A 24,356-nucleotide genomic window follows, 5' to 3' on the forward strand; every position below is an offset into this window, starting at 1 on the left:
TCAGACCAGTGTACTAACTTTTTCGGGGGTCCGGGTGGCGGAGCCCCCGGACCGGGGCGAAGCCCCGGTTGTTACAGCCCTGGAGGCCGAATGAAAGCCCGACTTCACGTGCTGGCAGCGGCGCTGCTGCTCGTGGTGTCCGGCTGCTCGGCCGGCTCGTCGGCCAGCGTTTCCGCTGGTCCGGACACGCTTTCCGTCGGCTTCACGGCGGAGCCGGCGAACTTCGACTTCACCCGCACCGACGGCGCCGCCATCCCGCAGGCCCTGCTCTACAACGTCTACGAAGGCCTGGTGAAGCTCGACGCCCAGGGCAAGGTCGTGCCGCTGCTCGCGAAGTCGTGGACCGTCAGCCCGGACCGCAAGACCTACGACTTCCAGCTGCAGCAGGGCGTCAAGTTCAGCAACGGCGCTCCCTTCACCGCGGAGGACGTCAAGTTCTCCCTGATGCGCGTGAAGACGGACTGGACGATCTCGATCAAGGCGAACATGGACGTCATCGACCACGTCGACGCCGTGGCACCGGACCACGCGCGGGTCGTGCTGTCGAAGCCGTCCAACGGCTGGCTGTTCAGCCTCACCAGCCGGCTCGGCGCGATGTTCAGCCCCACCGGTGTCGCCGATCTCGCGAACAAGCCGGTCGGCACCGGGCCGTACGTCGTGGCGGCGCGCAAGCGCGGCGACTCCGTGGTGCTGAAGGCGAATCCCGCGTACTGGGGCCGGAAACCGGCGTACGGCACGGTGGTCCTCAAGTACATCAAGGACCCGACCGCGCTGAACAACAGTTTGTTCAGCAACGGCATCGACGTCATCTCCGCGATCACCGCGCCCGACTCGATCCCGCAGTTCCAGGCCGACGACCGGTTCCAGGTCGTCCAGGGCACGACGAACTCCGAAGTCACGCTCGCCATGAACAACGCGCGGCCGCCGCTGAACGACGTCCGCGTGCGCCAAGCCCTGACGTACGCGATCGACCGGAAGGCCTTGCTGGACACGGCGTGGGCGGGCCGCGGCACGCTGATCGGCAGCATGGTCCCGCCGACCGACCCGTGGTACGAAGACCTCTCGAACGTCCACCCGTTCGATCCCGCGAAAGCGCAGGCGCTCCTGACCGAGGCGGGTGCGACGAACCTGAGCCTGCGGCTGCGGATCCCGAACCTGCCGTACGCGGTGTCGGCCGCGCAGGTCGTCCAGTCGCAGCTCGCCGACGTCGGCGTGCGGACCACGATCGAGCCGCTCGACTTCCCGGCGGTGTGGCTCAAGCAGGTGTTCACCGACCACGACTACGACCTGTCGATCATCCAGCACGTCGAAGCCCGGGACATCACGACGTTCGGGAAGCCGAAGTACTACTGGGGCTACGACAGCAAGCGCGTCCAGCAGCTGCTCGGCGAAGCCGACAGCGGCACGCCGGAACAGCAGATCGCGGACATGAAGCAGGTGGCCCGGCAGCTGAACGCCGACGCGGCCGCGGACTGGCTGTTCCTGTTCCCCAACGTGATCGTCGCGAAGACGAAGGTCGGCGGGTTCGTGCAGAACCAGGTTAGCGAGTCCTTCGACCTCACCGGGCTGGCGCCGCGATGACCGCCAAGGTGCTGCGCCGGGTGGCGATCTTCGTGGTCAGCGTGCTGGCCGCGTCGATCGTGGTGTTCCTGTTCATGGCCGTGCTCCCGGGTGACCCGGCGCAGGTCGCGCTCGGCGTCAACGCGACACCGGAGCTGCTCGCCAAGACCCGCGCGGAGTTCGGCATCGACCGCCCGCTCCTCACGCAGTACTTCGACTGGATCGGTGGCGTGCTGCACGGCGACTTCGGCCGCTCCTACGTGACGCGGGACGCAATCGGCCCGCAGCTGCTCGACCGCCTCGGCGTGACGCTGTGGCTGGTCGGCGCGGGCATGCTGGTGGCGCTGGTGATCGCCGTGCCGGCCGGGACGTTCGCCGCGGTCAAGCACCGGAAGGCGTCGGGTGCGAGCGTCTCGGGCCTGTCGCAGATCGGCGTCGCCATTCCGGCGTTCCTCGCCGGGATCATCCTGGTGCAGATCTTCGCCGTGCAGTTGCGCTGGCTGCCTTCGGGCGGGTGGACACCCCCGAACCAGGACTTCGGCGAGTTCTTCCGCGGGCTGGTCCTCCCGGCGTTGTCGCTCGGCCTGGTGCAGGGCGCGGTGCTCACGCGGTACGTGCGTTCGGCCGTGCTGGACACGCTCGGCCAGGACTACCTGCGCACCGCGCGGTCGAAGGGGCTGCGGCCGGGACAGGCGCTGGTGCGGCACGGCCTGCGCAACGCGTCGGTGCCCGTGGTGACCGTGCTCGGCCTGCAGCTGGCGACCCTGCTGATCGGCGCGGTCGTCGTCGAGCGCGTGTTCGTGCTGCCGGGGCTGGGTTCGATGCTCCTGGACGCCGTCTCCGCGCGTGACCTGCTGACCGTGCAGGGAATCGTCCTGGTGCTGGTGGTCGGCGTGCTGCTGGTCAACTTCGTCGTCGACGTCCTCTACACCGTGCTCGACCCGCGATTGCGAGGTTCGTGATGCGCAATCTGGTGCTGGGCGCGGTGCTCGTCGGCCTGGTCGTGCTGGCCGCGTTGCTGTCGTTCGCGTGGACGCCGTTCGACCCGGTGAAGGTCGACGCGACCCACCGGCTGCTCGGCTTCACCGGCTCGCACTGGTTCGGCACCGACAAGTTCGGCCGCGACCTGCTGAGCCAGCTCATGGTCGGCGCGCGGACGACGTTGTACGTCGGGGTCGTCGCCGTCGGGATCGCCGCGGTGATCGGCACGCCGCTGGGCATCCTGGCCGGGATGTCGCCGCGGTGGCTCGGCGAGTTCGTCATGCGCGTCAACGACCTCGTGCTCGCGTTCCCCGCGCTGCTGCTGGCCATCATGTTCGGCGCGGTGTTCGGCGCGGACACGCTGACCGCGATGGTCGCCATCGGCATCGCCACCATCCCGTCGTTCGCGCGGATCGCCCGGTCCGGGACACTGCAGGTGATGAGCACCGAGTTCGTGCTCGCCGCCCGCGCGGGGGGCCGGTCGCGGCTGAACATCGCGCTGCGGCACGTGCTGCCGAACATCTCCGGCCTGCTGATCGTGCAGGCGTCGGTGTCGTTCGCGATCGCCGTGCTCGCCGAGGCGGCGCTGTCGTTCCTCGGGTTCGGCACGCGGCCGCCGACGCCGTCGTGGGGCCGGATGCTGCAGGAATCCCAAGAGCTGCTGACCGTGCAGCCGCGGCTGGCGCTGGTGCCCGGCATCGCGATCGCCGTCGCCGTGCTCGGCTTCAACCTCCTCGGCGACGGCCTGCGCGACCGCCTCGACCCCCGATTGGCGGCCCGCGTATGACGCTCTCGGTGACCGGACTCCGGGTCGGCGACCTGGTCCGGGACGTCTCGTTCGAGATCGGCGCCGGCGAGCGCGTCGGCCTGATCGGCGAGTCCGGGTCCGGGAAGTCGCTGACGGCGCTGGCGATCATGGGCCTGCTGCCCGAGGAACTGCCCGCGTCCGGTTCGGTGCGCTTGTACGACCGGGAACTGCTGGGAATGTCCGAAAAGGACCTGTCGCGGCTGCGCGGCGACGAGCTGGCCATGGTGTTCCAGGAGCCCATGACGGCGTTGAACCCGGCCATGCGCGTCGGCCGCCAGGTCACCGAGCCCGGCCGCCTCCACGGCCGCCGGCACCGCGCCGAGGACCTGCTGGCCGCGGTCGGCCTGCCGGGCACCGCCCGCGCGTACCCGCACCAGCTGTCCGGCGGGCAGCGGCAGCGGGTCGTGCTCGCGATGGCCCTGGCCAACGAGCCGTCGCTGCTGATCTGCGACGAGCCGACGACCGCCCTCGACGTCACCGTGCAGGCCCAGATCCTCACCCTGATCAAGCGGGCACTTTCACGGGAAAGTGCCCTCCTCTTCATCACGCACGACCTGGCGGTGGTGGCGTCGGTGTGTGAACGCGTGCTGGTGATGCTGGACGGCGAGATCGTCGAAGCAGGCTCGACGCGCGAAGTGCTGACGCAGCCGAAACACGAGTACACGCGCAAGCTCCTGGCCGCTTCGGACCTGGAGGCCCGGCGATGATCATCGAAGTCCGCGACCTCGAACGCCGGTACGCCCGCCGGGACGTGCACGCCCTGCGGGGCGTCAGCTTCGACGTCGACGCGGGACAGCGGTTCGGCATCGTCGGCGAGTCCGGATCCGGCAAGTCCACCCTGGTCCGGCTGCTGGCCGCGCTCGACAAACCGACTGCGGGCACGGTCTCGTTCCAGGGCAAGCGCATCGACAACCTGCCGGAACGCCGCCTCGGCTTCCTGCGCTCGGAGCTGCAGATCGTCTTCCAGGACCCGATGGGTTCGCTCGACCCCCGGATGCGGGTGCGGGACATCGTTTCCGAACCGCTGGGCCACCGGGACCCCGGCCGCGTCGCCGAGCTGCTCGCCGCTGTCGGCCTGCCGGAAGACGCCGCCCAGCGCTACCCGCACCAGTTTTCCGGCGGCCAGCGGCAGCGGATCTCGATCGCCCGCGCGCTGGCTCCGAACCCGAGCGTGCTGATCGCCGACGAGCCGGTCAGCGCCCTCGACGTCTCCGTGCGCGGCCAGATCCTCGACCTGCTCGGCTCGCTGGTGGAGCAATTCGCGCTGACGCTGATCTTCGTGTCCCACGACCTCGGCGTCGTCCGGCACGTCTGTGACCGGGTGGCGGTGATGCGCCGCGGCGAGATCGTCGAGCTGGGCGACGTGGCGCAGGTCTACGACGCGCCGCAGCACGAGTACACGCGGGAACTCCTCGAAGCCGCGCCGAACCTGCGCGCGGAACTCGCCCGGCTGCGCGGAGGTGACGATGCCTGACCATCCCGGAGGCCTGCCGATCGGAGCGGGCTGGGTGTCCACTGTGGATACCGAAGAAATCGTTTTCCCCTACGACGGGAGCGTGGTCGGCACCGCGCCGGTCGGGACGCCGTCACTGGCGCGTCGGGCTGTCGACGAGGCTGTCGCCGTCGCGCGCGAAGTGGCTTCGCTGCCTTCGCGGGTTCGGCGTTCGCTGCTCAACGACGTCGCGGTGGCGCTGCGCGACCGGCGGGCGGAGTTCGAGAACCTGCTCGTCCTGGAAACGGGCAAGCCGCTGGTCGACTGCCGCGTCGAGGTCGCGCGCACGGTCGTCACCTGGGAAGCCGCCTCCGAAGAGGTCTCCCGGCTGCACGGTGAGACCGTGCCCCTCGATCTGCTGCCCTCGGGTGACGGCCTGGTCGGGTTCTGGAAGCGCAAGCCGATCGGCGTCGTCGTCGGCATCGCGGGCTTCAACTACCCGCTGCTGCTGGCCTCGCACAAGATCGCGCCCGCGATCGCCGCGGGGTGCCCGGTGATCGTCAAGCCCGCGCCGCAGACGCCGCTGGCCACGCTGTGGCTGGTTCACCTGGTCCGGTCGCTCGCCCCGCTGCCCGCCATGGTCCAGCTGGTCACCGGGGACGCGGCCGTCGGCGCGGCACTGACGACCGACCGCCGGGTCGGCGCGGTCTCGTTCACCGGTTCGGCCGCGGTCGGCCACCGCATCGCCCGTGACGCGGCCCCCACGAAGACGTTGCTGGAGCTGGGCTCGAACGCGGCGCTCGTGGTCGCGGAAGACGCCGACCTCGAAGCCGCCGTGGACGCCGTGCTGCGCGGCGGGTTCTACGCGTCCGGTCAGGCCTGCATCTCGGTGCAGCGGGTGCTGGTCGTCGCCCCGGTCGCCGAGGAGTTCACCGAACGGCTGCTCGCGCGCCTGGACGAAGTCGTCGTCGGCGATCCACGGGACGAGAAGACGCGGGTGTCGGCGCTGATCGACCCGGCTTCCACCGAGCGCGTCGCCGCGTGGATCGAGAAGTCCGGCGGCCGCCGGGTCGGCGGCGGTGTCGACGGCACGGTGCTGCGGCCGACCGTCCTGCTCGACGTGCCGGACGGCGTCGAGGCGTGGGACGAGGAGATCTTCGGCCCGGTCGTCTGCGTGCGCACGGTGTCCGATGTGGACGAGGCCTTCGCCGCGGTGAACGCCTCCCGCTACGGGCTCCACGCCAGCGTCTACAGCAAGTCGCTGAAGACGGCGTTCCGCGCGCTGGACGAGCTGGAAGTGGGTGGCGTCGTGATCAACGAGGTGCCCGGCTTCCGTTCCGACACCATGCCCTACGGCGGCGTGAAGGACTCCGGCATCGGCCGCGAAGGGCCGCGTTTCGCCGTCGAGGAACTGACCGTGACGAGGATGGCGGTGCTGCGCCCGTGAACTACTCGACGTTGTTCCGGCTGGACGGCCGCCGGGCCGTGGTCCTCGGCGCGGGCGGCATCGGCCGCGAAGCCGCGCGTGCCCTGGCCGCGCACGGCGCTTCGGTGGTGTGCGCGGACCGCGACCTCGACGCCGCGCGCGAAGCCGGGGTGGGGGAGCCGTACGAACTGGACCTGCTCGCACCGGGCGCCCTCGACCGGGCCGCGGCCGACCTCGGCCCGCAGGACGTCGTCGTGCTGACCGCCGCGACGAACGTCCGCAAACGGCTGCTCGACTACACCCGCGAGGAGTTCGACCGCGTCCTGGCGCTGAACCTGGGCGTGACGTTCGAGGTCGTCCGCGTCTTCGGCGCCGGCATGGTCGCGCGCGGGCGGGGCAGCATCATCGGCTTCTCGTCGATCCGCGGCACCACCGTCGAGCCCGGCCAGGGCCCGTACGCGGCGACGAAAGCCGGGCTCGTCCAGCTGTTCCGCACGGCCGCCGCGGAGTTCGGCCCGGCCGGGGTCCGGGTCAACGCGATCGCCCCCGGCGTCGTCGAGACCCCGCTGACCGCGCAGATCAAGGCGAATCCCGAGTGGTACGACGCGTACGCGGCGAAGGGCGCGTTGGGCCGCTGGGCGCGTCCGGACGAGCTCGCCGGAGCGGTCGTGTACCTCGCTTCGGACGCTTCGTCGTTCGTGACCGGCTCTGTGCTGGCGGTGGACGGTGGCTGGACCGCCGTCGACGGCCGCTTCGACCCGCCTGCCTCGTGAGGAGCGCCCATGACCGAGCTGCCTGACCTGACCGCCGTCGAGCTCGTCGCGCAGTACCGCGCGAAGACGCTCTCGCCGGTCGAGGTGACCGAAGCCGTTCTCGCGCGCATCGAAGCGCGAGAGCCCGAGCTGCACGCGTTGTACGCGTACGACCCGTCAGGCGCTCGCGACGACGCAAAGGCGTCCGAAGCTCGGTGGGCGGCAGGCGAACCGCTGGGCCCGATCGACGGCGTCCCGCTCACCCTCAAAGAGAACATCGCCACCCGCGGCACGCCGGTGCCGCTGGGCACGGCGGCGACCGCGCTGGTCCCGGCCGCCGAGGACGCCCCGGCGGCCGCGCGGGTCCGCGAGTCCGGCGGCGTGCTGCTGGCCAAGACGACCATGCCGGACTACGGGATGCTGACGTCCGGGCGGTCGAGTTTCCACCCCACGGCCCGCAACCCGTGGCAGCTGGCGGCCACGCCCGGCGGGTCCAGCGCGGGGGCCGGCGCCGCGGCCGCCGCGGGGTACGGCCCGCTGCACGTCGGCACGGACATCGGCGGCTCGATTCGGCTGCCCGCGGGCTGGTGCGGCCTGACCGGGCTGAAGCCGAGCTTCGGCCGGGTGCCGGTCGTCCCGCCGTTCCTCGGCCGCGTGGCCGGCCCGATGACCCGCACGGTCGCCGACACGGCGTTGCTGATGAGCGTGCTCTCGCGCCCGGACCCGCGTGACCACCTGTGCCTGCCGCCGTCGGAGTTCGACTGGTCGTCGCTGGAGCTCCCGCTGACCGGCCTGCGCGTCGGCCTGCAGCTCGAGGCCGGCCTCGGTCTCCCGGTGGACCCGGCGATCCGCGACGCCGTCACCGCGGCGGCCCGTGCCTTCGAGGCTGCGGGCGCGGTCGTCGAGCCGGTCGAGCCGTTCCTCACCCGGGGCATGCTCGACGGCCTCGACGTCTTCTGGCGCACCCGGGCCTGGTCGGACATGGCGGCGCTGCCGCCGGAGCGCCGCGTGAAGGTCCTCCCGTACATCGCGGACTGGGCGGCGGGCGGCGCGGACGCGTCCGGCGTCGACGTCTACCGCGGCTTCGCCCAGATCGACGTGATGAGCGTGGCGGCCTTGCAAGCGACCTCGGCGTTCGACGTCGTCCTGTCCCCGACCTGCCCGGTCGCGGCGCCGCCGGCGGAGTGGGCGTCCCCGACGAACGACCCGGCCCGGCCGTTCGAGCACATCGCGTTCACCGTGCCGTACAACATGTCCGGCCAGCCCGCGGTCTCGCTGAACTGCGGCTACACCGACGACGGCCGTCCGATCGGCCTCCAGCTCGCCGGCCGCCGCTTCGACGACCTCGGCGTCCTCCGCGCCGCGGCGGCGTACGAGCGGCTTCGCCCGCCGCAGCGGCCCTGGCCGGTGGGGTAGGGAAGGAGTTCCGGACCTTCGGCGAAGTGGGGGTGTAGCTGTCGCCGACGGGAAGGAACCCCATGACAGAGGCAGCCCCATGACGGCGGCCCCGGTGCTCGGCACCGAGCAGTTCACCGCGGTGCACGACCGCTACTTCGCGGACATCCACCGGTACGTCGCCGGGCGCCTCGGCACCCAGGCCGCGGAGGACGTCGCCGCCGAGACGTTCCTCGTCGCCTTCGACCGCCGGAAGACGTTCGACCCCACCCGCGGCGACCTGCGCGCCTGGCTGTTCGGCATCGCGACGAACCTGGTCTCCCGGCACCGCCGCAAGGAGGCCCGCCACTACCGCGCGCTCGCGCGGCTCGACCCGCGCGAAGCCGCCGAAGGCCACGAAAGCCGTGTGGTCGCTTCGGTGACGGTGGCGCGGCTGGGGAAGGCACTGGTCCGGCTGTCCGCCGGCGAGCGCGACGTCCTGCTGCTCGTCGCGCTCGGCGACCTCGGTTACGCCGAAGTGGCCGAAGCACTCGGCATCTCCCCGGGCACGGTCGGCTCCCGGCTGACACGGGCCCGCAAGAAGCTCACCCCCGCTCTCGCCCAGGAGGCGTCCGATGAATGACCTGCAGACCCTGCGAGCCGCGCTGGCGCCCCACGAAGTGGCGCAGGACGTCGTCGACCGGAGCCGGCACCGCCTGCAGAACCGGATGCTCGCGGGCCCGCGCCGCCGGGTCCGCCCGTACGCGCTCGGGGCCGGTCTCGTCGCCGCCGCGGCCGCGGCCGCCGTCGTGGTGGCGACCCTGCCCGGCTCGCCGGCGCCCGTCCCGCAGCCGCAGGCGGTGGCGCCGGTCGACACCGGCAGGCAGATCCTGCTGGCGGCGGCCACGGTCGCCGAGCGCACCCAGGCCGGCGCAGGCCGGTACTGGCACACGACGACGAAGGTGGGCAGCGAGTCCTGGGAGTACTGGACCACCACCGACGGGCACGAGTGGTACCGCACCGGACGGACCGGCGGCAAGGCCGTCCCGGCGAGCCGGCCCCGGCCGTTCCGGCTGACCGGCGCCGAGGTCACGCTCAGCCAGATCCTGGCGCTGCCCACCGACCCGAAGGCCCTGCGCGACTGGCTCGCGGAAGGGCTGGCCCGGAACAAGTACCCCGCGAAGCAGCGGGACATGGCGGCGCTGGAGTCGCTGGTCATGCTGGTGTCCACCGTGCCGTCGCCCCCGGCGGTCCGGGCCGCGGCGTTCCGCGCGATCGCCGACTACCCGGGTGTCCACGCGCTCGGCGCGGTACCGGGCGGCGAAGGCGTCGAGCTGCCGGGCGGCGGCCGCCTGGTCGTCGACCCGCAGACCGGCAAGGTGGACGGGTCGAAGGTGTTCCTGAACGCGAACGGCACCCCGGCCACGAACGCGGCGGGCGACACGTACGCGGTCAGTGCCGAGTGGACGGACGACCTGCCGAAGTGAGCCCGGTGGCCGGGCGGACCGCCCGGCCACCGCGGTTCAGCTCTTGACGGCCTCGGCCAGCGCCAGCACCCGCCGGGCGTTGTCGACGTGCAGGTTCTCGATCATCCGGCCGTCCACGGTGACCACGCCGCGGCCTTCCTTCTGCGCGTCCTCGAAGGCCTCGATGATCCGCCGCGACCGGTCGATCTCCTCCTCCGACGGCGCGAAGATCCGGTTGCACGGCTCCACCTGCGCCGGATGGATCAGCGTCTTCCCGTCGAACCCGTACTGTCGCCCCTGCTCGCACTCCGCCTCGAAACCGGAAAGGTCCTTCACGTCGTTGTAGACGCCGTCGAGGATCACCTTGCCGGTCGCCCGCGCGGCCAGCAGGCACAGCGACAGCCCGCCGAGCAGCGGGCCGCGGCCCGGGACGAACTCCGCGTGCAGCTCCTTCGCCAGGTCGTTCGTGCCCATCACCAGCACGGTCAGCCGCTCGGACGCCGCCGCGATCTCCTCGGCGTGCAGCATCGCGACCGGGGTCTCGACCATCGCCCAGATCTTCGTGTGGTCCGGCGCCCCGCCGAGCTCCAGCGCCCGCTCGATGTTGTGCACCTCGGCCGCCGAATTCACCTTCGGGACGACGACCGCGGCCGGCCCGGCCGACGCGGCCGCGCGCAGGTCGGCGTCGTGCCACTGGGTGTCCAGGCCGTTGACCCGGATCGTCACTTCACGCGAACCGTAGTTGCCCACCGCGGCGCACACGCGTTCGCGCGCGGCTTCCTTGGCGTCGGGGGAGACGGCGTCCTCGAGGTCGAGGATCAGCGCGTCCGCCGGGATGGTCTTGGCCTTCTCCAGCGCGCGCTCGTTCGCGCCGGGCATGTAGAGGACGGAGCGCCTCGGCTTCAGCTCGGTCATCCGAGGACCTCCTTGGTGGCCGCGTCGTAGGCGGCGGCGAGTTCGGGGTCGTCCGCCGCGAGGGCGTCGGCCAGTTCGGCGACCACGCGGCACTGCTTCACCGACGCGTCGTCCTGCATCTTCCCGTCGATCATCACCGCGCCGGTGCCGTCACCCATCTCGGCGATCACCCGGCGCGCCCAGGCCACATCGGACGGCGAAGGCGAGAACACCTTCTTCGCGATGTCGATCTGCACCGGGTGCAGGCTCCACGCGCCGACGCAGCCGAGCAGGAAGGCGTTGCGGAACTGGTCTTCGCAGGCGACGACGTCGCGGATGTCCCCGAACGGCCCGTAGTACGGCAGGATCCCGTGCATCGCGCACGCGTCCACCATCCGCGCCACCGTGTAGTGCCAGAGGTCCTGCTGGTAGGTCGTCCGGTCCTCGGTCAGGTCTTCGCCGGCCGGGTCGGTGCGCACCAGGTAGCCGGGGTGCCCGCCGCCGACGCGGGTCGTCTTCATGCGACGGCTCGCGGCCAGGTCGGCCGGGCCGAGCGAGATGCCCTGCATGCGCGGGCTCGCGCCGGCGATCTCCTCCACATTGGCCACGCCGCTCGCCGTCTCGAGGATGGCGTGCACCAGCAACGGCTTCGTCAGCCCCGCGCGCGCCTCGAGCTGGGCCAGCAGCCGGTCGACGTAGTGGATGTCCTGGGCGCCCTCGACCTTCGGCACCATGATGACGTCGAGCTTGTCGCCGATCTCGGTGACCAGCGTGATCAGGTCGTCGAGCACCCACGGCGAGTCCAGGCTGTTGACGCGCGTCCACAGCTGCGTCTTCCCGAAGTCGTTCGCCTTGGCGATGGCGACCAGCCCGGCGCGCGCGGCCTCCTTGCGGTCGGCGCGGACCGCGTCCTCGAGGTTCCCGAGCAGGACGTCGACCTTCTTCGCGATGTCCGGCACCTTCGCCGCCATCTTCTCGTTGCCGGGGTCGAAGAAGTGGATCATCCGGGACGGCGTCACCGGGATCTCCCGCACGGGCGCGGGCGCGCCCAGGGCGAGCGGGGCGAAGAAGTCCTTCGGGGAGCGCATCGGTCCTCCACGGCGGCGGCTAAGTGACTGGTGGGTAACTTTAGTCCCGCCCGCGCGTGACCGCTGCGGTGCAAGTCACCGCCGTGTGGGTGACGGCGGACAACCGCAGCTCAGCGGGCCGCGTCCACTGTGGATTTCGCCCTTGTTGCGCCGAACGGGCTAGCCGGAGCGGGTTTGGCCGATCCTGCCGCGGGTAATCGTCCGTTGCCGTTCCGTAATGCCACTCACCCCGCGATCACTCGGTTGGCCGCACCGTTCGACCGAAGTCCGATGACCGCCCACCGACCGGTCATCGACCGCTGGGCGCCGCCGATCGCAGCCACTCGCACTACCCGGCGACGTCGCGCCGCCGCGCTGTTAGACAAGTGAGGTGCCGGTTTCCCCCGGTCACGAAGCAGTGCAGGGCAGAAGGAGGCGGACTCGTGGCGGCTACACCTCAGAACACCGAGCGCTCGACGGTCGCCGGTGGCGCGAAGCGCAGCCGGTCGATGCCGAGCCGCGTGGTGCCGCCGATCGAGCTCCCCGCGAGCGTCGACGAGCTCGCCCACGCGGCCGCCGCCCAGCTGGGCTGGAACGGCGTCGTCCTCCCCGAGACCACGATCCTCGGCCGCAAGGTCTGCGTGGTCGCCAAGCTCCGCACCGACGTGCACGCCGAACGCATCGCGATGGGTGCCGGCCCGGTGGCCGACCGCGCCACCGTCGACACCTGGACCTGGCCGGAGCTGGCCGGAACCGCCCCCGCCCCGGCCGCCGAGATCGTCGGCGTCCTGGCCGTCGCGCGCCACTGGCGCACCGCGATGGCCTCCGCGGTTCCGTTCGCCCGCTACGGCGAGGCCGCGATGGTCCTCCCCTCCCCGGCGGTGCTGACCGAGGACTACGTCGGCAACTGCCTGCCGCGCGCCCGCGCGTACGGCCTCGCCGTCGTGACCGCCGACCCGAACGCGGTCGTCGACCTCGACCTCGAGGGCCGCACCGAGCGCGTCGTGCTGGCCGAGGACCCGGTCTCGCGCCTGATCAACGAGCTGGTCTACGACCACCTGCTCCGCACCGCCGAGGTCCCCGCGTCGCTCGACTGACGCTTCTCCCCGATCGGTAATAGGGTCGGCTCATGCGAGTCGTCATTGCAGGTGGACACGGTCAGATCGCGTTGCGGCTCGAGCGGCTGCTCGCCGCGCGCGGTGACGAAGCGGTCGGGATCGTCCGCAATCCCGCCCACGTGGCGGACCTCGAAGCCGTCGGCGCCCAGGCCGTCGTGCTCGACCTGGAGAACTCCGATGTGGACGCCGTCGCCGAAGTCCTGAAGGGCGCCGACGCCGCGGTGTTCTCCGCCGGCGCGGGCCCGGGCAGCGGCACTGCCCGCAAGGACACTGTGGACCGGGGCGCCGCGGCGCTGTTCGCCGAAGCGGCCGAACGGGCCGGCGTCCGGCGGCACATCCAGGTGGGGTCCATCGGTGCCGACAACCCGGAGAACCCGGACGTCACCGAGGAATTCCGGCACTACCTGCGCGCCAAGCGCGCGGCGGAGGACGACCTCAAGGCCCGCGACCTCGACTGGACGATCCTGCGGCCCGGCTCGCTCACCGACGACCCCGGCACCGGCCTCGTCCTGCTGGCCGAGCAGACCGGCCGCGGCCCGATCCCGCGTGACGACGTCGCCGCGGTGCTCGTCGGCCTGCTCGACACGCCCGCTTCGGCGGGCCGCACCTTGACGTTGATTTCGGGCGAGGACGCCATCGGCGAGGCGATCGCGGCGCTGTGATCACCCAGGCATCCAGAGAAATCGCCGTCTTCAGCGGCAGCGCGCACCCCGAACTCGCCGAAGAGATCTGCCGGCACCTCGGCGTGCCGCTGCGGCCGGTCGAGATCCAGCGGTTCGCCAACGACTGCCTCGAGGTGCAGCTGCAGTCGAACTGCCGCGAGCGGGACGTGTTCATCATCCAGCCGCTGGTGAAGCCGGTGCAGGAGCACCTCGTCGAGCTGCTGCTGATGCTCGACGCGGCCCGCGGTGCGTCGGCGTCGCGGATCACCGCCGTGATCCCGCACTACTCGTACGCGCGTTCGGACAAGAAGGACGCCCCGCGCATCTCGATCGGCGGCCGGCTGGTCGCCGACCTGCTGGTGACGGCCGGCGCGAGCCGCGTGCTCGCGATGACCCTGCACTCCCCGCAGGTGCACGGCTTCTTCAGCGTCCCGGTGGATCACCTGCACGCGCTGCAGGAGCTGGCCAAGCACTTCCGGCAGTACGACCTTTCGCGCGCCACCGTCGTCTCGCCCGACCTGGGCAACGCGAAGGAGGCGTCGCACTTCGCGCGGCTCCTCGGCGTCCAGGTCGCGGCCGGGGCGAAGGAACGCTTCCCCGACGACCGCGTCCAGATCACCTCGGTGATCGGCGAGATCACCGGCCGGGACGTGATCGTGCTCGACGACGAAATCGCCAAGGGCAGCACGGTGCTCGAGCTGCTGGACAGGCTGGCCGAGCTGCAGCCGCGTTCGATCCGGGTCGCCTGCACGCACGGGCTGTTCGCGGCGAACGCCATCGAGCGCATCGGCAGCCGGCCGGAGGTGCTGGAGATCGTCTGCACGAACACGGTCCCGGTGCCCGAGGAGGAGCGCACCGAGAAGCTGAAGATCCTGTCGATCGCGCCGGCGATGGCCGAGGCGATCCGCCGGATCCACAACGGCGAATCGGTTTCGGCGCTGTTTTAGGCCGGGCCGAGCACCCGATCCAGGTAGGTGTTGCGGAACAGCCCGCTCGGGTCGGTTTCCTTGCGCACGCGGAGGAAGTCGTCGAAGTGCGGGTAGCGCGTGCGGAGGACGCCGGCGTCGAGGTCGTGCATCTTGCCCCAGTGCGGGCGGCCGCCGACGGCGCCGGCGATCTTCTCGAACGCGCTGAAGTACTCGCGGTACGGCATGCCGATGAACTGGTGGATGGCGATGTAGGCGGAGTCGCGGCCCTGCGCGGTCGACAGCCAGATGTCGTCGGCCGCGGCGACCCGCACCTCGACCGGGAACATCACCGGGTGCTTCAGCGTCGGCACCACCGCGCGCAGCTCGGCGAGCACGTCGAGCACTGATTCACGGGGAACAGCGTATTCCGTTTCGGTGAAGCGGACGTTGCGCGCGGTGACGAAGACGCGGTGGGAGACGTCGCTGTACTCGCGCGCGGAGAGGACGTTCGAGGCGAAGCTGCCGAGCGACGGCACCAACCGCGGCATCAGGCGGCCGGTGCGGCAGAGCCCGCCGAAGGCGACGTTCTCCATGATCCGGTAGTCGACGAACTCGCGGACCTTGCTCAGCGGCTGCGCCGTCTCGGTCCGGTTGTTGCGCTTGACCAGGGCGTTCTTGCCGTAGGGGAACCAGTAGAACTCGAAGTGCTCGTTCTCGTCGGCGAAGTCGTGGAAACCCTCGAGGACCTGTTCCAGCGGCTCCGGCCGTTCCTGCGCCCGCAGGTAGAAGGACTTTTCACAGCGCAGCGTCACGGTCGTGATCACGCCGATGGCGCCGAGGCCGACGCGGGCGGCGGCGAAGAGGTCGGGCCTTTCCGTGGCCGAGCAGGTGACGACCGAGCCGTCCGCGAGGACGAGTTCGATCGCGACGATCTGGGTGGCGAGGCCGCCGAGCTTCGCGCCGGTGCCGTGGGTGCCGGTGGAAATCGCGCCGGCGACGGTCTGCGCGTCGATGTCGCCGAGGTTGGTCATCGCCAGCCCGAGCGCGTCGAGGGCGGCGTTGAGTTCCCGGAGCGTGGTGCCCGAGCGGACGGTGACGTGCCCGGAAGCCAGGTCCACCTGTTCGATGCCGGTCCAGTGCCGCAGGTCGAGCGCATCGGAGTCGGCGGCGGCGATGGCGGTGAAGGAGTGCCCGCTGCCCCAAGGGCGCACGGTGCGACCGGCCGCGGCGATGCGCTCGATCGTCGCCGCGATTTCAGCCGGGTTGCGCGGCTGGTGGACGTGCTGCGGCGAAGCGGACGCCGTGCCCGCCCAGTTGGTCCACCGGGTCATGCGCGCGCACCCTTCTTCCGTGAGTGCCGAAACAGTAAGTGAATAGTATTCGCGTTTCAAGCCTTCGTGTCGTACTTTAGACCTCGTGACCAGTGCGACGGTGTACGACTTGGCGACCAAGGACCTCGATCCACCCTTGGCCGTGGTCGACCTGGCGGCGTTCGACGCGAACGCCGCCGACCTCCGCCGCCGCGCGGGCGGCAAGCCGATCCGCGTCGTGAGCAAGTCCGTCCGCTGCCGCGCGCTGCTGGAGCGCGCGCTGACGATGCCCGGCTTCGAAGGCCTGATGTGCTACTCGCTGGCGGAAGCGGTCTGGCACGTCGAGCAGGGCACGACCGATGACATCGTCGTCGCCTACCCGACGGCGGACCACGAGGCCCTCCGCCGCCTGGCCACATCCGACAAAGCCCGCGCGGCGATCGCGATCATGGTGGATTCGCCCGCGCACCTCGACCTGGTGGACGCCGCCCTCGGCCACGGCCACCCGGAAATCCGGGTGTGCCTGGAGCTGGACGCCTCCTGGCGTCCCCTGCCGGGCATCCACGTCGGCACCCGTCGTTCGCCGGTCTTCACCCCGAAGCAGGCCTCGACATTCGCCCGCCAGATCGTCGACCGCCCGGGCTTCCGCCTGGTGGGCGTAATGGCCTACGAAGGCCAGATAGCGGGCCTCGGCGACGCGGCGGGCCCCGGCTTGAACCGGGTACTGGTGGGCTGGATGCAACGCCGATCGGCGGCCGAGCTGGCCCGCCGCCGCGGCGAAGCGGTCCGGGCGGTCCAGGCGGTGACCCCGCTGGAGTTCGTCAACGGAGGCGGAACGGGCAGCCTGGAGTCGACGGGCGCGGACGCGGTGGTGACGGAAATAGCTGCGGGCTCCGGCCTGATCGGCCCGACGCTGTTCGACGGCTACACCCGGTTCAAGCCCCGCCCGGCGGCGTTGTTCGCCCTCCCGGTGGTCCGCCGCCCGACCCGCAACATCGCCACCCTCTTCTCGGGCGGCTACATCGCCTCGGGCCCGACCGGGCCATCCCGCCAGCCGAAGCCGTACTTGCCGAGGGGGCTGAAGTTCCTCGGTTTCGAGGGGGCGGGAGAGGTCCAGACCCCGGTGACGGGCCGCGCGGCCCGGACATTGAAACTGGGCGACCGGGTGTGGTTGCGCCACGCCAAGGCGGGCGAGCTGGCGGAGCGCTTCACCCACTACCACCTGGTCATGGGGGACCGGGTGGAGCGAACAGTGCCGACGTACCGGGGTGAGCACCAGAACTTCGGCTGAGCCCCTGTGGGGCCCTCGGGCCGCCCAGAAACTCCCCCACCCTCCCGGGGGCGTGCCCAAGTCCAGTCTATCGGCCCCCACCGACAACCCACCCCAAACCACGCCAGTTGTCCACAGTTGTGCATACCTGTGGACAACTTCTGTGGACAGCCCTAAGACCGCTCCCCGAACCGGGCCGCCAAGTACCCCTTCACCACGTACTTCGCCTCAGCCACGATCTTCTCGTCCCCGCTCGGCTCCCGCCGGAACGCCAGCTTCATCAGCGCGTCGGCCACCTCGTTCGCGATCGTGATCGCGAACCGCAGGTCCTCCACCGGCCGATCGACCTGCTTGGCCACCAGGTCCGTCAGCGAATCCACGATCACCGCGTTGTTGTCGCGCGTCTCGTCGAGCAGCTGGCGGTCGATGATGTCGCCGAAGTGGACCTTCGAAAATCCCGGGACCGTCCGGTGCATCTCCAGGTAGATGTCGAGGATCGAGTCCACGACGTCCCACCAGTGCTCCGGCCCGAGCTGCTTCAGGCGCTCGTTGACCGCGCCCACGAAACGCTCCAGGTTGCGAGCGGTCAACGCCTGGACCACCGCGCGCTTGTCCGGGAAGAACTGGTACAGCGAGCCGACGGCGACCCCCGCCCGTTTGGCGATCAACGTCGTCGTCAGCGCGTCGTAACCGAGTTCGTCGATCAACGCCGCGCTCGCGTCGAGCATCTGCTCGACCCGCTTCGCGCTTCGTTGCTGGACCGGTTGACGGCGTAAGGGGGTGGCTTCTGCCGGCACCTTCGCGGCCTGGATGTCGGACACGGCGCTCCTCCTCGTCTGATCTGGGACTTTATCGTGCCGACGGGCTTCCCCACGGACGAGTGAAGACCTAGTATATGAGAACTTTTCATGTTCACCCGTACGGGTGCCCTGACGAAGGGGTCAGCAGCCGGTGCAGAACCCGAACTTCCCGCCCGACTTCCTCTGGGGTGTTTCGACATCGGCGTTCCAGATCGAAGGTGCCACCAGCGAAGGTGGGCGCGGACCGTCCATCTGGGACACGTTCACCGCGACCGAGGGCAAGATCGCCCGCGGTGAACAAGCCAACGTAGCCGCCGACCACTACCACCGCTACCCCGAAGACATCGCGCTGATGTCGGAACTCGGCGTCGGCGCCTACCGGATGTCCATCGCCTGGCCCCGCATCCAGCCCGACGGCAAGGGCGCGCCCAACCCCGAAGGTCTCGGCTTCTACGACAAGCTCATCGACGCCGTCTGCGAAGCCGGCATCGCCCCCGCCGTCACGCTCTACCACTGGGACACCCCCCAAGCCGTCGAAGACGAGGGCGGCTGGCTCTCCCGGACGACCGCTGAGCGCTTCGCCGAGTACGCCCACATCCTCGGAGAGCGCTTCGCCGATCGGGTGAAACTGTGGATTCCGCTCAACGAGCCGATGGTCATGTCGATCTTCGGCTACGGCATCGGCGAGTACGCGCCCGGGCAGGTCCTCCTGCTGGACGCCATCCCGACCGCGCACCACCAGCTCCTCGCGCACGGCCTCGCCGTCCAGGCCCTGCGCGCGGCGGGCGCCACCGACGTCGGCACGGCGAACAACCACTCGCCCATCTGGGCCGTCGACGACGACGCCCAGGACGCGGCGGAATACCTGGACGCGCTGCTCAACCGGCTCTACGCCGATCCCGTGCTGCTCGGCACCTACCCCGAACAGCTGCACCGGCACCTGCCCGCCGGGTTCGCCGACGACCTGCCCACCATCGCGCAGCCGCTCGACTTCTACGGCATCAACTACTACGAGCCGCAGGGTGTCGCGATGCCCGGTCCGGGCAACCCGCTGCCGTTCGAGCTGCGCGACATCGAGGGCTACCCGATGACGACGAACGACTCGCCGATCGTCCCGCACGCCCTGCGCGAGCTGCTGCTCGACTTCCACCACCGCTACCGCGACAAGCTGCCGCCGATCCAGATCACCGAAAACGGCTGCAGCTTCGCCGACGAAGTCGCCGAGGACTCCCGCGTCCACGATCCCGAACGCATCGACTTCCTGCACGGTCACCTCGTCGCGCTGCGCGAGGCGATGGACGCCGGTGTCGACGTCCGGGGTTACTTCTGCTGGTCCCTGCTGGACAATTTCGAGTGGTCCAAGGGTTACGCGCCGCGCTTCGGCCTGGTGCACGTCGACTACGAGACCCTGCGGCGGACGCCGAAGGACTCGTTCCACTGGTACCGGAAGCTGGTGCGGCATGAGTGAGCTTGCGAACGAATCAGGTCGGCGCATGAGTGAAACGACCCAGGTCGTCCCGGAAGCGCTCGCCGAGCCCACCGTGCGGGTGCGGCCCGGCTGGATGAGCCTGCTGTTCTTCGCGAACATCGCGCTCTGGCTGGGCGTCTACGCCCCGATCCAGGTGCTGCTGCCGAAGCAGGCCGAGCTGCTCGACAGCGTGAACAAGGAAACCGTGCTCGGGCTGGTGATGGGCTTCGGCGCGGCGGTGGCGCTGGTGGCCAACCCGGCGATCGGGCTGCTGTCCGACCGGACCTGCTCGCGGTTCGGCCGGCGGCACCCGTGGACCGTCGGCGGCGCGCTCGTCGCCGCCGTCGGGCTGGGAGTGCTGGCGTTCGCGCCGACGGTCGCCGTGATGATCGCCGGCTGGTGCCTGGTGCAGGGCGGCCTCAACGGCATGCTCGCCGCGCTCATGGCCGCCCTGCCCGACCGGGTGCCGGTTCAGCAGCTGGCCGTGGTCGGCGGCCTGGTCGGCATCGCGCAGATGCTCGGAACGGTCCTGGGCGCGGTCGTGGTGGTCGTCGTGCTCGGCATCGCCGGGCTGCCGTTGGCCTACTCGGTCTGCGCCGGGATCGTGGTGATCGGTGCCGCGTGCTTCGTCCTCCGGACACCGGACGCGCGGTTGCCGGCCGAGTTCCGCCCGCCGTGGGTGCTGCGCCAGGTGCTCCGCGACTTCTGGGTTTCGCCCCGGAAGCAGCCCGACTTCGCGTGGGCCTGGAGCTGCCACTTCATGATCAACCTCGGCAACGCGTTCGGGACGCTCTACCTCTTGTTCTTCCTCCAGGACGCGGTGCACTACCCGGACCCGGACAACGGCCTGTTGATCATGATGGGCCTGTACGGTGTCGCGCTCGTCGGCGGCGCGGTGCTCGCGGGGCACTTCTCCGACAAGTCCGGACGGCGTAAGCCGTACGTCCTCGCGGCGTCCGGTGTGATGGCACTTGCCGCTTTGCTGCTCGTCCTGTGGCAGAGCTGGCCGGTGGCGCTCGCCGCGTCGCCGCTGCTCGGCGTCGGTTTCGGTGCGTACATGGCGGTCGCGCTGGCGATGCTGACGCAGGTGCTCCCCGCGGCGCAGAACCGCGCCAAGGACTTCGGGATCATCAACATCGCGAACTCGCTGCCGCAGGTGGTGGCTCCGCTGCTGACGCCGCTGCTGCTGGCCCACGTCGGCGGCTATCCGGGACTGTTCGCGGCTTCGGCGATCGCGACGCTTTCGGCGGCGGTGCTCGTGCTGCGCGTGAAGGCGGTTCGCTAGACGTGGAACCGCGGGCCGGTGCCGGTCGGGGGAGGGGAGTGCAACGGCACCGGCCCGCGGAATTCGAGGGCCGCTCTGAGGCGGGGTGACAGCAGGACCAGACCCATGATCCAACGCTGTCTTCGATGATCAATCTAGCGGGGGATTACCGCCTGGGCTAGGCCTAACGCGGATTTTTTTCGATTAATCGCGGTGGGGACCGGGTGGCGGCCGAGGACTGGTTCGCGCTGCTCGGGGGTGCGGGCGAAACAGTCCTCGGCCCGGGCGAGTGCAGACGGGGCTCCGATGGGGCGATCGGCCGGCCGCGGCTCGCCTGTCAGGGGGTCAGGCCGTGACCGCTCGGCGCGGGTTCACCAACGCGTGGCGCCCGGTGGTCTCGGCCGCGGTGGGCGGCGCGGGGTGCGTCGGAACCGGGCTCTTGCGGCGGCCCTGCAGGCGGCTGTCCGACGAGGACGACTGCTGCGGGGCGAGGCCGCCGGCCACCAGGTGTTCGTGCGCGACCTGCCAGACCGAGCACGGCGCCTTGCAGCGGTGCCACCGGGTCGAGCAGGTCGGGCAGTCGCCGCGCTCGTCGGGCTCGTGCATCTTCAGCATCGCGCGCCACGCCTCGGTCAACCGGGGCAGTTCGGAACGCGCGACCGAGACGAGCGACTGGGCGTCGGCGCGGTTCGCCAGGTCGGTCAGCATGTCGAGGCGCTCCCAGACCGCGTTGCGGAGGACCTGCCCGAGAACCTGATCCATGTCAGCTCACCGTTACCTTTCCGCCATCTTGGCGGCTTCGTTGAGCGCGGCGCGCAGCTGCCCGAGCTGGCCGGACGTCAACCGCGCGGTCTCACCGGGAGGCGAGACCAATACCACCTGGTTGTCTTCGACGAACACCGTGACCGCCCGCTCGCGGCTGATGAGGTCGCCGCACTGCACGCGCCACACGAGCTGACCGCCCTCGTAGTGGCGGACGCTCGCGGTGCGGGGGTCCACCGCGGCGGCCGGGGTGACGGGACGGACAGCGGGGGCGGGAGAGACCATCGCCGGCCGCACGGCGCGGGTGGCCGTGCCGGCATGTCCCCCTGCGAACGAGTCCACGAACTCCACGCCCTTCTCCGCTCTGTCGAAAGTCTCCGAAGATGCCTTCTGCAACATCGCCCTTGGCACGACGCCGGGACGACGCTGCGGTTTTCGTAGCTCTCCGTGATCGCTACCGGTGTGCGGCCGGTGACGGAGATCTGACAACTACAGTGAGGTGAAACCGAGTGCGATAGAAGGTGGAATCGGCGTCATAGCGGTGACTGGACTCGGTTCCACGGTAAGCGGTCAGCGGACTTCGCCCGGACCGATCAGGGCACCAGTTCGGCTGTTCACACGGTTCCCCAGGTTTGCCTACGCTGTTTCACAGACGCCCGACCGGACAGTGGAGGGGGCGCGATGGACGCCAGTAACGGTGGCAGTGCCGAAGCCCGGCAGAGCCACGCAGTTCCCGCTGACGCGTGGGAACAGCCGGAGATGAGATCGGCTCTCGCGTCGCGCGAGATCAGCGCCGTGTACCGGCTCCTGCGCAAGCACGGTGTCTCGCAGCGCCAGATCGCCGCGATGACCGGCCAGTCCCAGTCCGAGGTGTCGGAGATCCTCAAGGGTCGCCAGGTCATGGCCTACGACGTGCTCACGAGGATCGCCGACGGCCTGGGCGTCCCCCGTGGGTACATGGGCCTCGCCTACGACGAGGCCACGGCGATACGGGTCGTCGGCTCCGCCGACGGCCAGCAGGCTGAGGAGGACGAGTCCGTGAAGCGACGGAGGTTCCTCGCGCACGCTGCCCAGGTCACGATGGGCGCGGCGGTGTTCGGTCCGGAATCGGGCACCTGGTCGGCCGGACCGGCCAGGACGCCGGCGCCCGGGCGCATCGGCATGACCGACGTCCGCCAGGTCGAAGCCGCGACGCGGGCGCTCCGGGCGCTCGACTACCAGTACGGCGGCGGGTTCTGCCGCGACGCCGTCGTGGCCCAGCTGTCCTGGGGGCAGCAGATGCTCGAAGCGCACGGCACCGAGCTGGTGAAGAACCGGCTGTACGTGGCGCTCGCCGACCTGCACTCCCTCGCCGGCTGGACCTCCTTCGACACCGGCCTGATGGATTCCGCCCGCGGTCACTTCGCGAACGCGCTGGACCTGGCCAAGCAGGGCGAAAACCACCCGCTGGTGGCCAACGTGCTCTACCGCATGGGCCGCGTCTACCTGCACCAGGACGCCCCGAACGACGCGCTGAAGCTGTTCCAGCTGGGCCAGATCGCCGCCCAGGAAAGCGGTTCCGAGCTGGCCGTCTCCGTCCTGTGCGCGAACGAGGCCTGGGCCTACGCGATGATGGGCAACGAAGAGCAGGCGGTGAAGCTGCTCGGCCGGAGCAAGGACGAGTTCGAGCGCGCCAACCTGGCCGAAGCCGAGTCGTGGGTCAAGTTCTTCACCGAGACCGACGTCTACGCCATGGTCGGCACCGTCCACACGGTGCTCGCGCAGAAGAACGCCGAGCACACCAAGTACGCGATCCCCGCGCTGACCAGGGCCGTCGAGTCCTACGACGACGAAATGGCCCGCTCCAAGACGTTCATGCTGAGCGCGCTCGCCACCAACCACCTGCTCGACGGCGACCTCGACCACGGCGCCAAGGTCGGCGGCAAGGCCATCGACTGCGCCGAGGGCATCAAGTCCGAGCGCGTCAAGGACCGCATGCGGCCCCTGCAGGAGGAGGCCGAGCGCCGCCGCAACAACGCCGACGCCCGTGACCTCGCCGACCGCCTCCACGCTTTCTACGCCGCCTGACCCCGGAAGCGCCGGCTCCATCTTGGACGGCCGGTTCACCGCCGGGAAGCTGCGGGAAGTGCTGGCTGAGACCTGCGCGCTGCTGGGACTCGACCCGGCGGGCGCGCGGCTGCTGCGGTTCACCAACAACGCCGTGTACGCGCTGGTCACCGCGCCATTCGTGGTCCGGATCGTCGGGTCGACGCAGCTGCGGCACCGCGTCGGCACGGTGGTGCAGGTGGCCCGGCACTTCGAACACCACGGCGTCCCGGCGATCCGGCTGCTCGGCGACGTCGAACAGCCCCTGGAAGTCGGCGGGCACCTGGTGACCGTGTGGCACCAGGTGCCGAGCATCGGCCGGGCCGCGACGTCGGTCGACCTGGCCCGGCTGCTGCGCCGGGTGCACGCCCTGCCACCGCCGCCCGGCCTCGCCGAGTGGGCGCCGTTCGCCGCGGTGCGGGCCCGGGTGTCCGACGCCGAAGAGATCAGCGACGCCGACCGGGAGTTCCTGCTCGACCGCTGCGCCGAGCTCGAAGCCGAGCTGGCCGGGCTGGAGTTTCCGCTGCCCAGAGGTCTGGTCCACGGCGACGCGTACCCCGGCAACGTCATTCCGGGCCCGGACGGCCCGGTGCTCTGCGACTTCGATTCCTCGTGCGTCGGGCCGCCGGAATGGGACCTGACGCCGCTGGCCGTCGGCCGCGAGCGGTTCGGTGACCCCCCGGTGCGCTACCGGACGTTCGCCGCGGAATACGGCTTCGACGTGACGTCGTGGTCCGGTTTCGCCGTCCTCCGGGGCATCCGGGAGCTGAAGCTGACCACCAGCGTGCTGCCGATCCTGCGCAGCCGGCCGCAGGTCCGGCCCGAGCTCTTCCGCCGTCTGGACGATTTCCGGAACGCGCGGACGGACGCGCGGTGGACGCGTTACCGCTGACCGCAATCTGTCACATCTTGTGATCGACGCCACAAGCTGCACGTGCATTCGCCGACT

Annotated in this window: 24 protein-coding genes; 18 read left to right on the plus strand and 6 right to left on the minus strand. The window is 70.7% G+C overall.

What is annotated here, in order from left to right:
• Positions 1-90: 90 nt before the first annotated feature.
• From IE317_RS10325 to IE317_RS10370, 10 genes are all read left to right on the plus strand, one after another.
• Positions 91-1,581, plus strand: coding sequence for an ABC transporter substrate-binding protein (locus tag IE317_RS10325; RefSeq protein WP_191308677.1), 1,491 nt, complete (start codon positions 91-93; stop codon positions 1,579-1,581).
• Complete coding sequence (locus tag IE317_RS10330; protein ID WP_191308680.1) at positions 1,578-2,522, plus strand: ABC transporter permease; 945 nt, start codon at positions 1,578-1,580, stop codon at positions 2,520-2,522. Before IE317_RS10325 ends, IE317_RS10330 begins: the two co-directional genes overlap by 4 nt.
• Positions 2,522-3,328 (plus strand): ABC transporter permease, encoded by an 807-nt coding sequence (locus tag IE317_RS10335; RefSeq protein ID WP_191308682.1) that lies wholly within the window; start codon positions 2,522-2,524, stop codon positions 3,326-3,328. Before IE317_RS10330 ends, IE317_RS10335 begins: the two co-directional genes overlap by 1 nt.
• Entirely contained in the window at positions 3,325-4,056 is a 732-nt protein-coding gene (locus tag IE317_RS10340; RefSeq protein ID WP_191308684.1) for an ABC transporter ATP-binding protein, read from the plus strand. The genes IE317_RS10335 and IE317_RS10340 overlap by 4 nt, the downstream gene beginning before the upstream one ends.
• The gene (locus tag IE317_RS10345) at positions 4,053-4,823 is read left to right on the plus strand and encodes an ABC transporter ATP-binding protein (protein WP_191308687.1); all 771 of its coding nucleotides are present in this window, start codon (positions 4,053-4,055) and stop codon (positions 4,821-4,823) included. Before IE317_RS10340 ends, IE317_RS10345 begins: the two co-directional genes overlap by 4 nt.
• Complete coding sequence (locus IE317_RS10350) at positions 4,816-6,228, plus strand: aldehyde dehydrogenase family protein (RefSeq protein ID WP_191308689.1); 1,413 nt, start codon at positions 4,816-4,818, stop codon at positions 6,226-6,228. Before IE317_RS10345 ends, IE317_RS10350 begins: the two co-directional genes overlap by 8 nt.
• Positions 6,225-6,980, plus strand: coding sequence for an SDR family NAD(P)-dependent oxidoreductase (locus IE317_RS10355; protein WP_191308691.1), 756 nt, complete (start codon positions 6,225-6,227; stop codon positions 6,978-6,980). The genes IE317_RS10350 and IE317_RS10355 overlap by 4 nt, the downstream gene beginning before the upstream one ends.
• 9 nt (positions 6,981-6,989) lie before the next feature.
• The gene (locus IE317_RS10360; protein WP_191308694.1) at positions 6,990-8,375 is read left to right on the plus strand and encodes an amidase; all 1,386 of its coding nucleotides are present in this window, start codon (positions 6,990-6,992) and stop codon (positions 8,373-8,375) included.
• 79 nt (positions 8,376-8,454) lie between these two features.
• On the plus strand, positions 8,455-8,976 hold the full coding sequence (locus IE317_RS10365) for an RNA polymerase sigma factor (protein ID WP_191308696.1): 522 nt from the start codon (positions 8,455-8,457) through the stop codon (positions 8,974-8,976).
• Positions 8,969-9,820 (plus strand): CU044_5270 family protein, encoded by an 852-nt coding sequence (locus IE317_RS10370; protein ID WP_191308698.1) that lies wholly within the window; start codon positions 8,969-8,971, stop codon positions 9,818-9,820. Before IE317_RS10365 ends, IE317_RS10370 begins: the two co-directional genes overlap by 8 nt.
• A 36-nt stretch (positions 9,821-9,856) precedes the next feature.
• Here the strand turns inward: IE317_RS10370 and IE317_RS10375 are convergent, their stop codons facing one another.
• The gene (locus IE317_RS10375) at positions 9,857-10,714 is read right to left on the minus strand and encodes an HpcH/HpaI aldolase/citrate lyase family protein (RefSeq protein ID WP_191308701.1); all 858 of its coding nucleotides are present in this window, start codon (positions 10,712-10,714) and stop codon (positions 9,857-9,859) included.
• Positions 10,711-11,781 (minus strand): HpcH/HpaI aldolase/citrate lyase family protein, encoded by a 1,071-nt coding sequence (locus IE317_RS10380; protein ID WP_191308703.1) that lies wholly within the window; start codon positions 11,779-11,781, stop codon positions 10,711-10,713. Before IE317_RS10380 ends, IE317_RS10375 begins: the two co-directional genes overlap by 4 nt.
• Positions 11,782-12,203: 422 nt before the next feature.
• Between IE317_RS10380 and IE317_RS10385 the strand changes: the two genes are divergently transcribed.
• The 3 genes from IE317_RS10385 to IE317_RS10395 are packed head-to-tail and all read left to right on the plus strand — an operon-like array spanning position 12,204 to position 14,487.
• Complete coding sequence (locus IE317_RS10385) at positions 12,204-12,857, plus strand: hypothetical protein (protein ID WP_191308705.1); 654 nt, start codon at positions 12,204-12,206, stop codon at positions 12,855-12,857.
• Between the two features lie 32 nt (positions 12,858-12,889).
• On the plus strand, positions 12,890-13,540 hold the full coding sequence (locus IE317_RS10390) for an SDR family oxidoreductase (RefSeq protein WP_191308708.1): 651 nt from the start codon (positions 12,890-12,892) through the stop codon (positions 13,538-13,540).
• Entirely contained in the window at positions 13,537-14,487 is a 951-nt protein-coding gene (locus IE317_RS10395) for a ribose-phosphate diphosphokinase (protein ID WP_191308711.1), read from the plus strand. The genes IE317_RS10390 and IE317_RS10395 overlap by 4 nt, the downstream gene beginning before the upstream one ends.
• On the opposite strand, the gene IE317_RS10400 is transcribed toward IE317_RS10395, so the two are convergent.
• A complete protein-coding gene (locus IE317_RS10400) occupies positions 14,484-15,779 on the minus strand; it encodes a D-arabinono-1,4-lactone oxidase (protein WP_191308713.1) in 1,296 nt (431 codons plus the stop codon). The genes IE317_RS10395 and IE317_RS10400 overlap by 4 nt on opposite strands.
• Before the next feature lie 85 nt (positions 15,780-15,864).
• On the opposite strand from IE317_RS10400, the gene IE317_RS10405 reads away from it, so the two are divergent.
• Complete coding sequence (locus tag IE317_RS10405) at positions 15,865-17,049, plus strand: amino acid deaminase/aldolase (protein WP_191308715.1); 1,185 nt, start codon at positions 15,865-15,867, stop codon at positions 17,047-17,049.
• 152 nt (positions 17,050-17,201) lie between these two features.
• On the opposite strand, the gene IE317_RS10410 is transcribed toward IE317_RS10405, so the two are convergent.
• Positions 17,202-17,849, minus strand: coding sequence for a TetR/AcrR family transcriptional regulator (locus tag IE317_RS10410; RefSeq protein WP_086852102.1), 648 nt, complete (start codon positions 17,847-17,849; stop codon positions 17,202-17,204).
• A 130-nt stretch (positions 17,850-17,979) separates the two neighbouring features.
• Between IE317_RS10410 and IE317_RS10415 the strand changes: the two genes are divergently transcribed.
• The gene (locus tag IE317_RS10415) at positions 17,980-19,296 is read left to right on the plus strand and encodes a GH1 family beta-glucosidase (RefSeq protein WP_191308718.1); all 1,317 of its coding nucleotides are present in this window, start codon (positions 17,980-17,982) and stop codon (positions 19,294-19,296) included.
• 25 nt (positions 19,297-19,321) lie between these two features.
• Positions 19,322-20,581, plus strand: a complete 1,260-nt coding sequence (locus tag IE317_RS10420) for an MFS transporter (RefSeq protein ID WP_191308720.1) — start codon at positions 19,322-19,324, stop codon at positions 20,579-20,581.
• A gap of 324 nt (positions 20,582-20,905) precedes the next feature.
• Here the strand turns inward: IE317_RS10420 and IE317_RS10425 are convergent, their stop codons facing one another.
• Both IE317_RS10425 and IE317_RS10430 read right to left on the minus strand, forming a co-directional pair.
• Entirely contained in the window at positions 20,906-21,322 is a 417-nt protein-coding gene (locus tag IE317_RS10425; RefSeq protein ID WP_191308723.1) for a hypothetical protein, read from the minus strand.
• 12 nt (positions 21,323-21,334) lie between these two features.
• Positions 21,335-21,673, minus strand: a complete 339-nt coding sequence (locus IE317_RS10430) for a hypothetical protein (protein ID WP_091305133.1) — start codon at positions 21,671-21,673, stop codon at positions 21,335-21,337.
• A gap of 330 nt (positions 21,674-22,003) precedes the next feature.
• On the opposite strand from IE317_RS10430, the gene IE317_RS10435 reads away from it, so the two are divergent.
• Both IE317_RS10435 and IE317_RS10440 read left to right on the plus strand, forming a co-directional pair.
• On the plus strand, positions 22,004-23,389 hold the full coding sequence (locus tag IE317_RS10435; RefSeq protein WP_191308725.1) for a helix-turn-helix transcriptional regulator: 1,386 nt from the start codon (positions 22,004-22,006) through the stop codon (positions 23,387-23,389).
• Between the two features lie 22 nt (positions 23,390-23,411).
• Positions 23,412-24,299: a phosphotransferase family protein gene (locus IE317_RS10440; protein ID WP_191308728.1), complete on the plus strand. Its 888-nt coding sequence runs from the start codon at positions 23,412-23,414 to the stop codon at positions 24,297-24,299.
• Positions 24,300-24,356 lie beyond the last annotated feature (57 nt).

The organism is Amycolatopsis bullii, assembly GCF_014654205.1.
Classification (GTDB): Bacteria; Actinomycetota; Actinomycetes; order Mycobacteriales; family Pseudonocardiaceae; genus Amycolatopsis; species Amycolatopsis plumensis.

Bases quoted from the DNA above. Each gene is read 5' to 3' on its own strand.
- IE317_RS10325 (WP_191308677.1), top strand. From the start codon at position 91: ATGAAAGCCCGACTTCACGTGCTGGCAGCGGCGCTGCTGCTCGTGGTG.
- IE317_RS10330 (WP_191308680.1), top strand. From the start codon at position 1,578: ATGACCGCCAAGGTGCTGCGCCGGGTGGCGATCTTCGTGGTCAGCGTG.
- IE317_RS10335 (WP_191308682.1), top strand. From the start codon at position 2,522: ATGCGCAATCTGGTGCTGGGCGCGGTGCTCGTCGGCCTGGTCGTGCTG.
- IE317_RS10340 (WP_191308684.1), top strand. From the start codon at position 3,325: ATGACGCTCTCGGTGACCGGACTCCGGGTCGGCGACCTGGTCCGGGAC.
- IE317_RS10345 (WP_191308687.1), top strand. From the start codon at position 4,053: ATGATCATCGAAGTCCGCGACCTCGAACGCCGGTACGCCCGCCGGGAC.
- IE317_RS10350 (WP_191308689.1), top strand. From the start codon at position 4,816: ATGCCTGACCATCCCGGAGGCCTGCCGATCGGAGCGGGCTGGGTGTCC.
- IE317_RS10360 (WP_191308694.1), top strand. From the start codon at position 6,990: ATGACCGAGCTGCCTGACCTGACCGCCGTCGAGCTCGTCGCGCAGTAC.
- IE317_RS10365 (WP_191308696.1), top strand. From the start codon at position 8,455: ATGACGGCGGCCCCGGTGCTCGGCACCGAGCAGTTCACCGCGGTGCAC.
- IE317_RS10370 (WP_191308698.1), top strand. From the start codon at position 8,969: ATGAATGACCTGCAGACCCTGCGAGCCGCGCTGGCGCCCCACGAAGTG.
- IE317_RS10375 (WP_191308701.1), bottom strand. From the start codon at position 10,714: ATGACCGAGCTGAAGCCGAGGCGCTCCGTCCTCTACATGCCCGGCGCG.
- IE317_RS10380 (WP_191308703.1), bottom strand. From the start codon at position 11,781: ATGCGCTCCCCGAAGGACTTCTTCGCCCCGCTCGCCCTGGGCGCGCCC.
- IE317_RS10390 (WP_191308708.1), top strand. From the start codon at position 12,890: ATGCGAGTCGTCATTGCAGGTGGACACGGTCAGATCGCGTTGCGGCTC.
- IE317_RS10400 (WP_191308713.1), bottom strand. From the start codon at position 15,779: ATGACCCGGTGGACCAACTGGGCGGGCACGGCGTCCGCTTCGCCGCAG.
- IE317_RS10420 (WP_191308720.1), top strand. From the start codon at position 19,322: ATGAGTGAAACGACCCAGGTCGTCCCGGAAGCGCTCGCCGAGCCCACC.
- IE317_RS10425 (WP_191308723.1), bottom strand. From the start codon at position 21,322: ATGGATCAGGTTCTCGGGCAGGTCCTCCGCAACGCGGTCTGGGAGCGC.
- IE317_RS10435 (WP_191308725.1), top strand. From the start codon at position 22,004: ATGGACGCCAGTAACGGTGGCAGTGCCGAAGCCCGGCAGAGCCACGCA.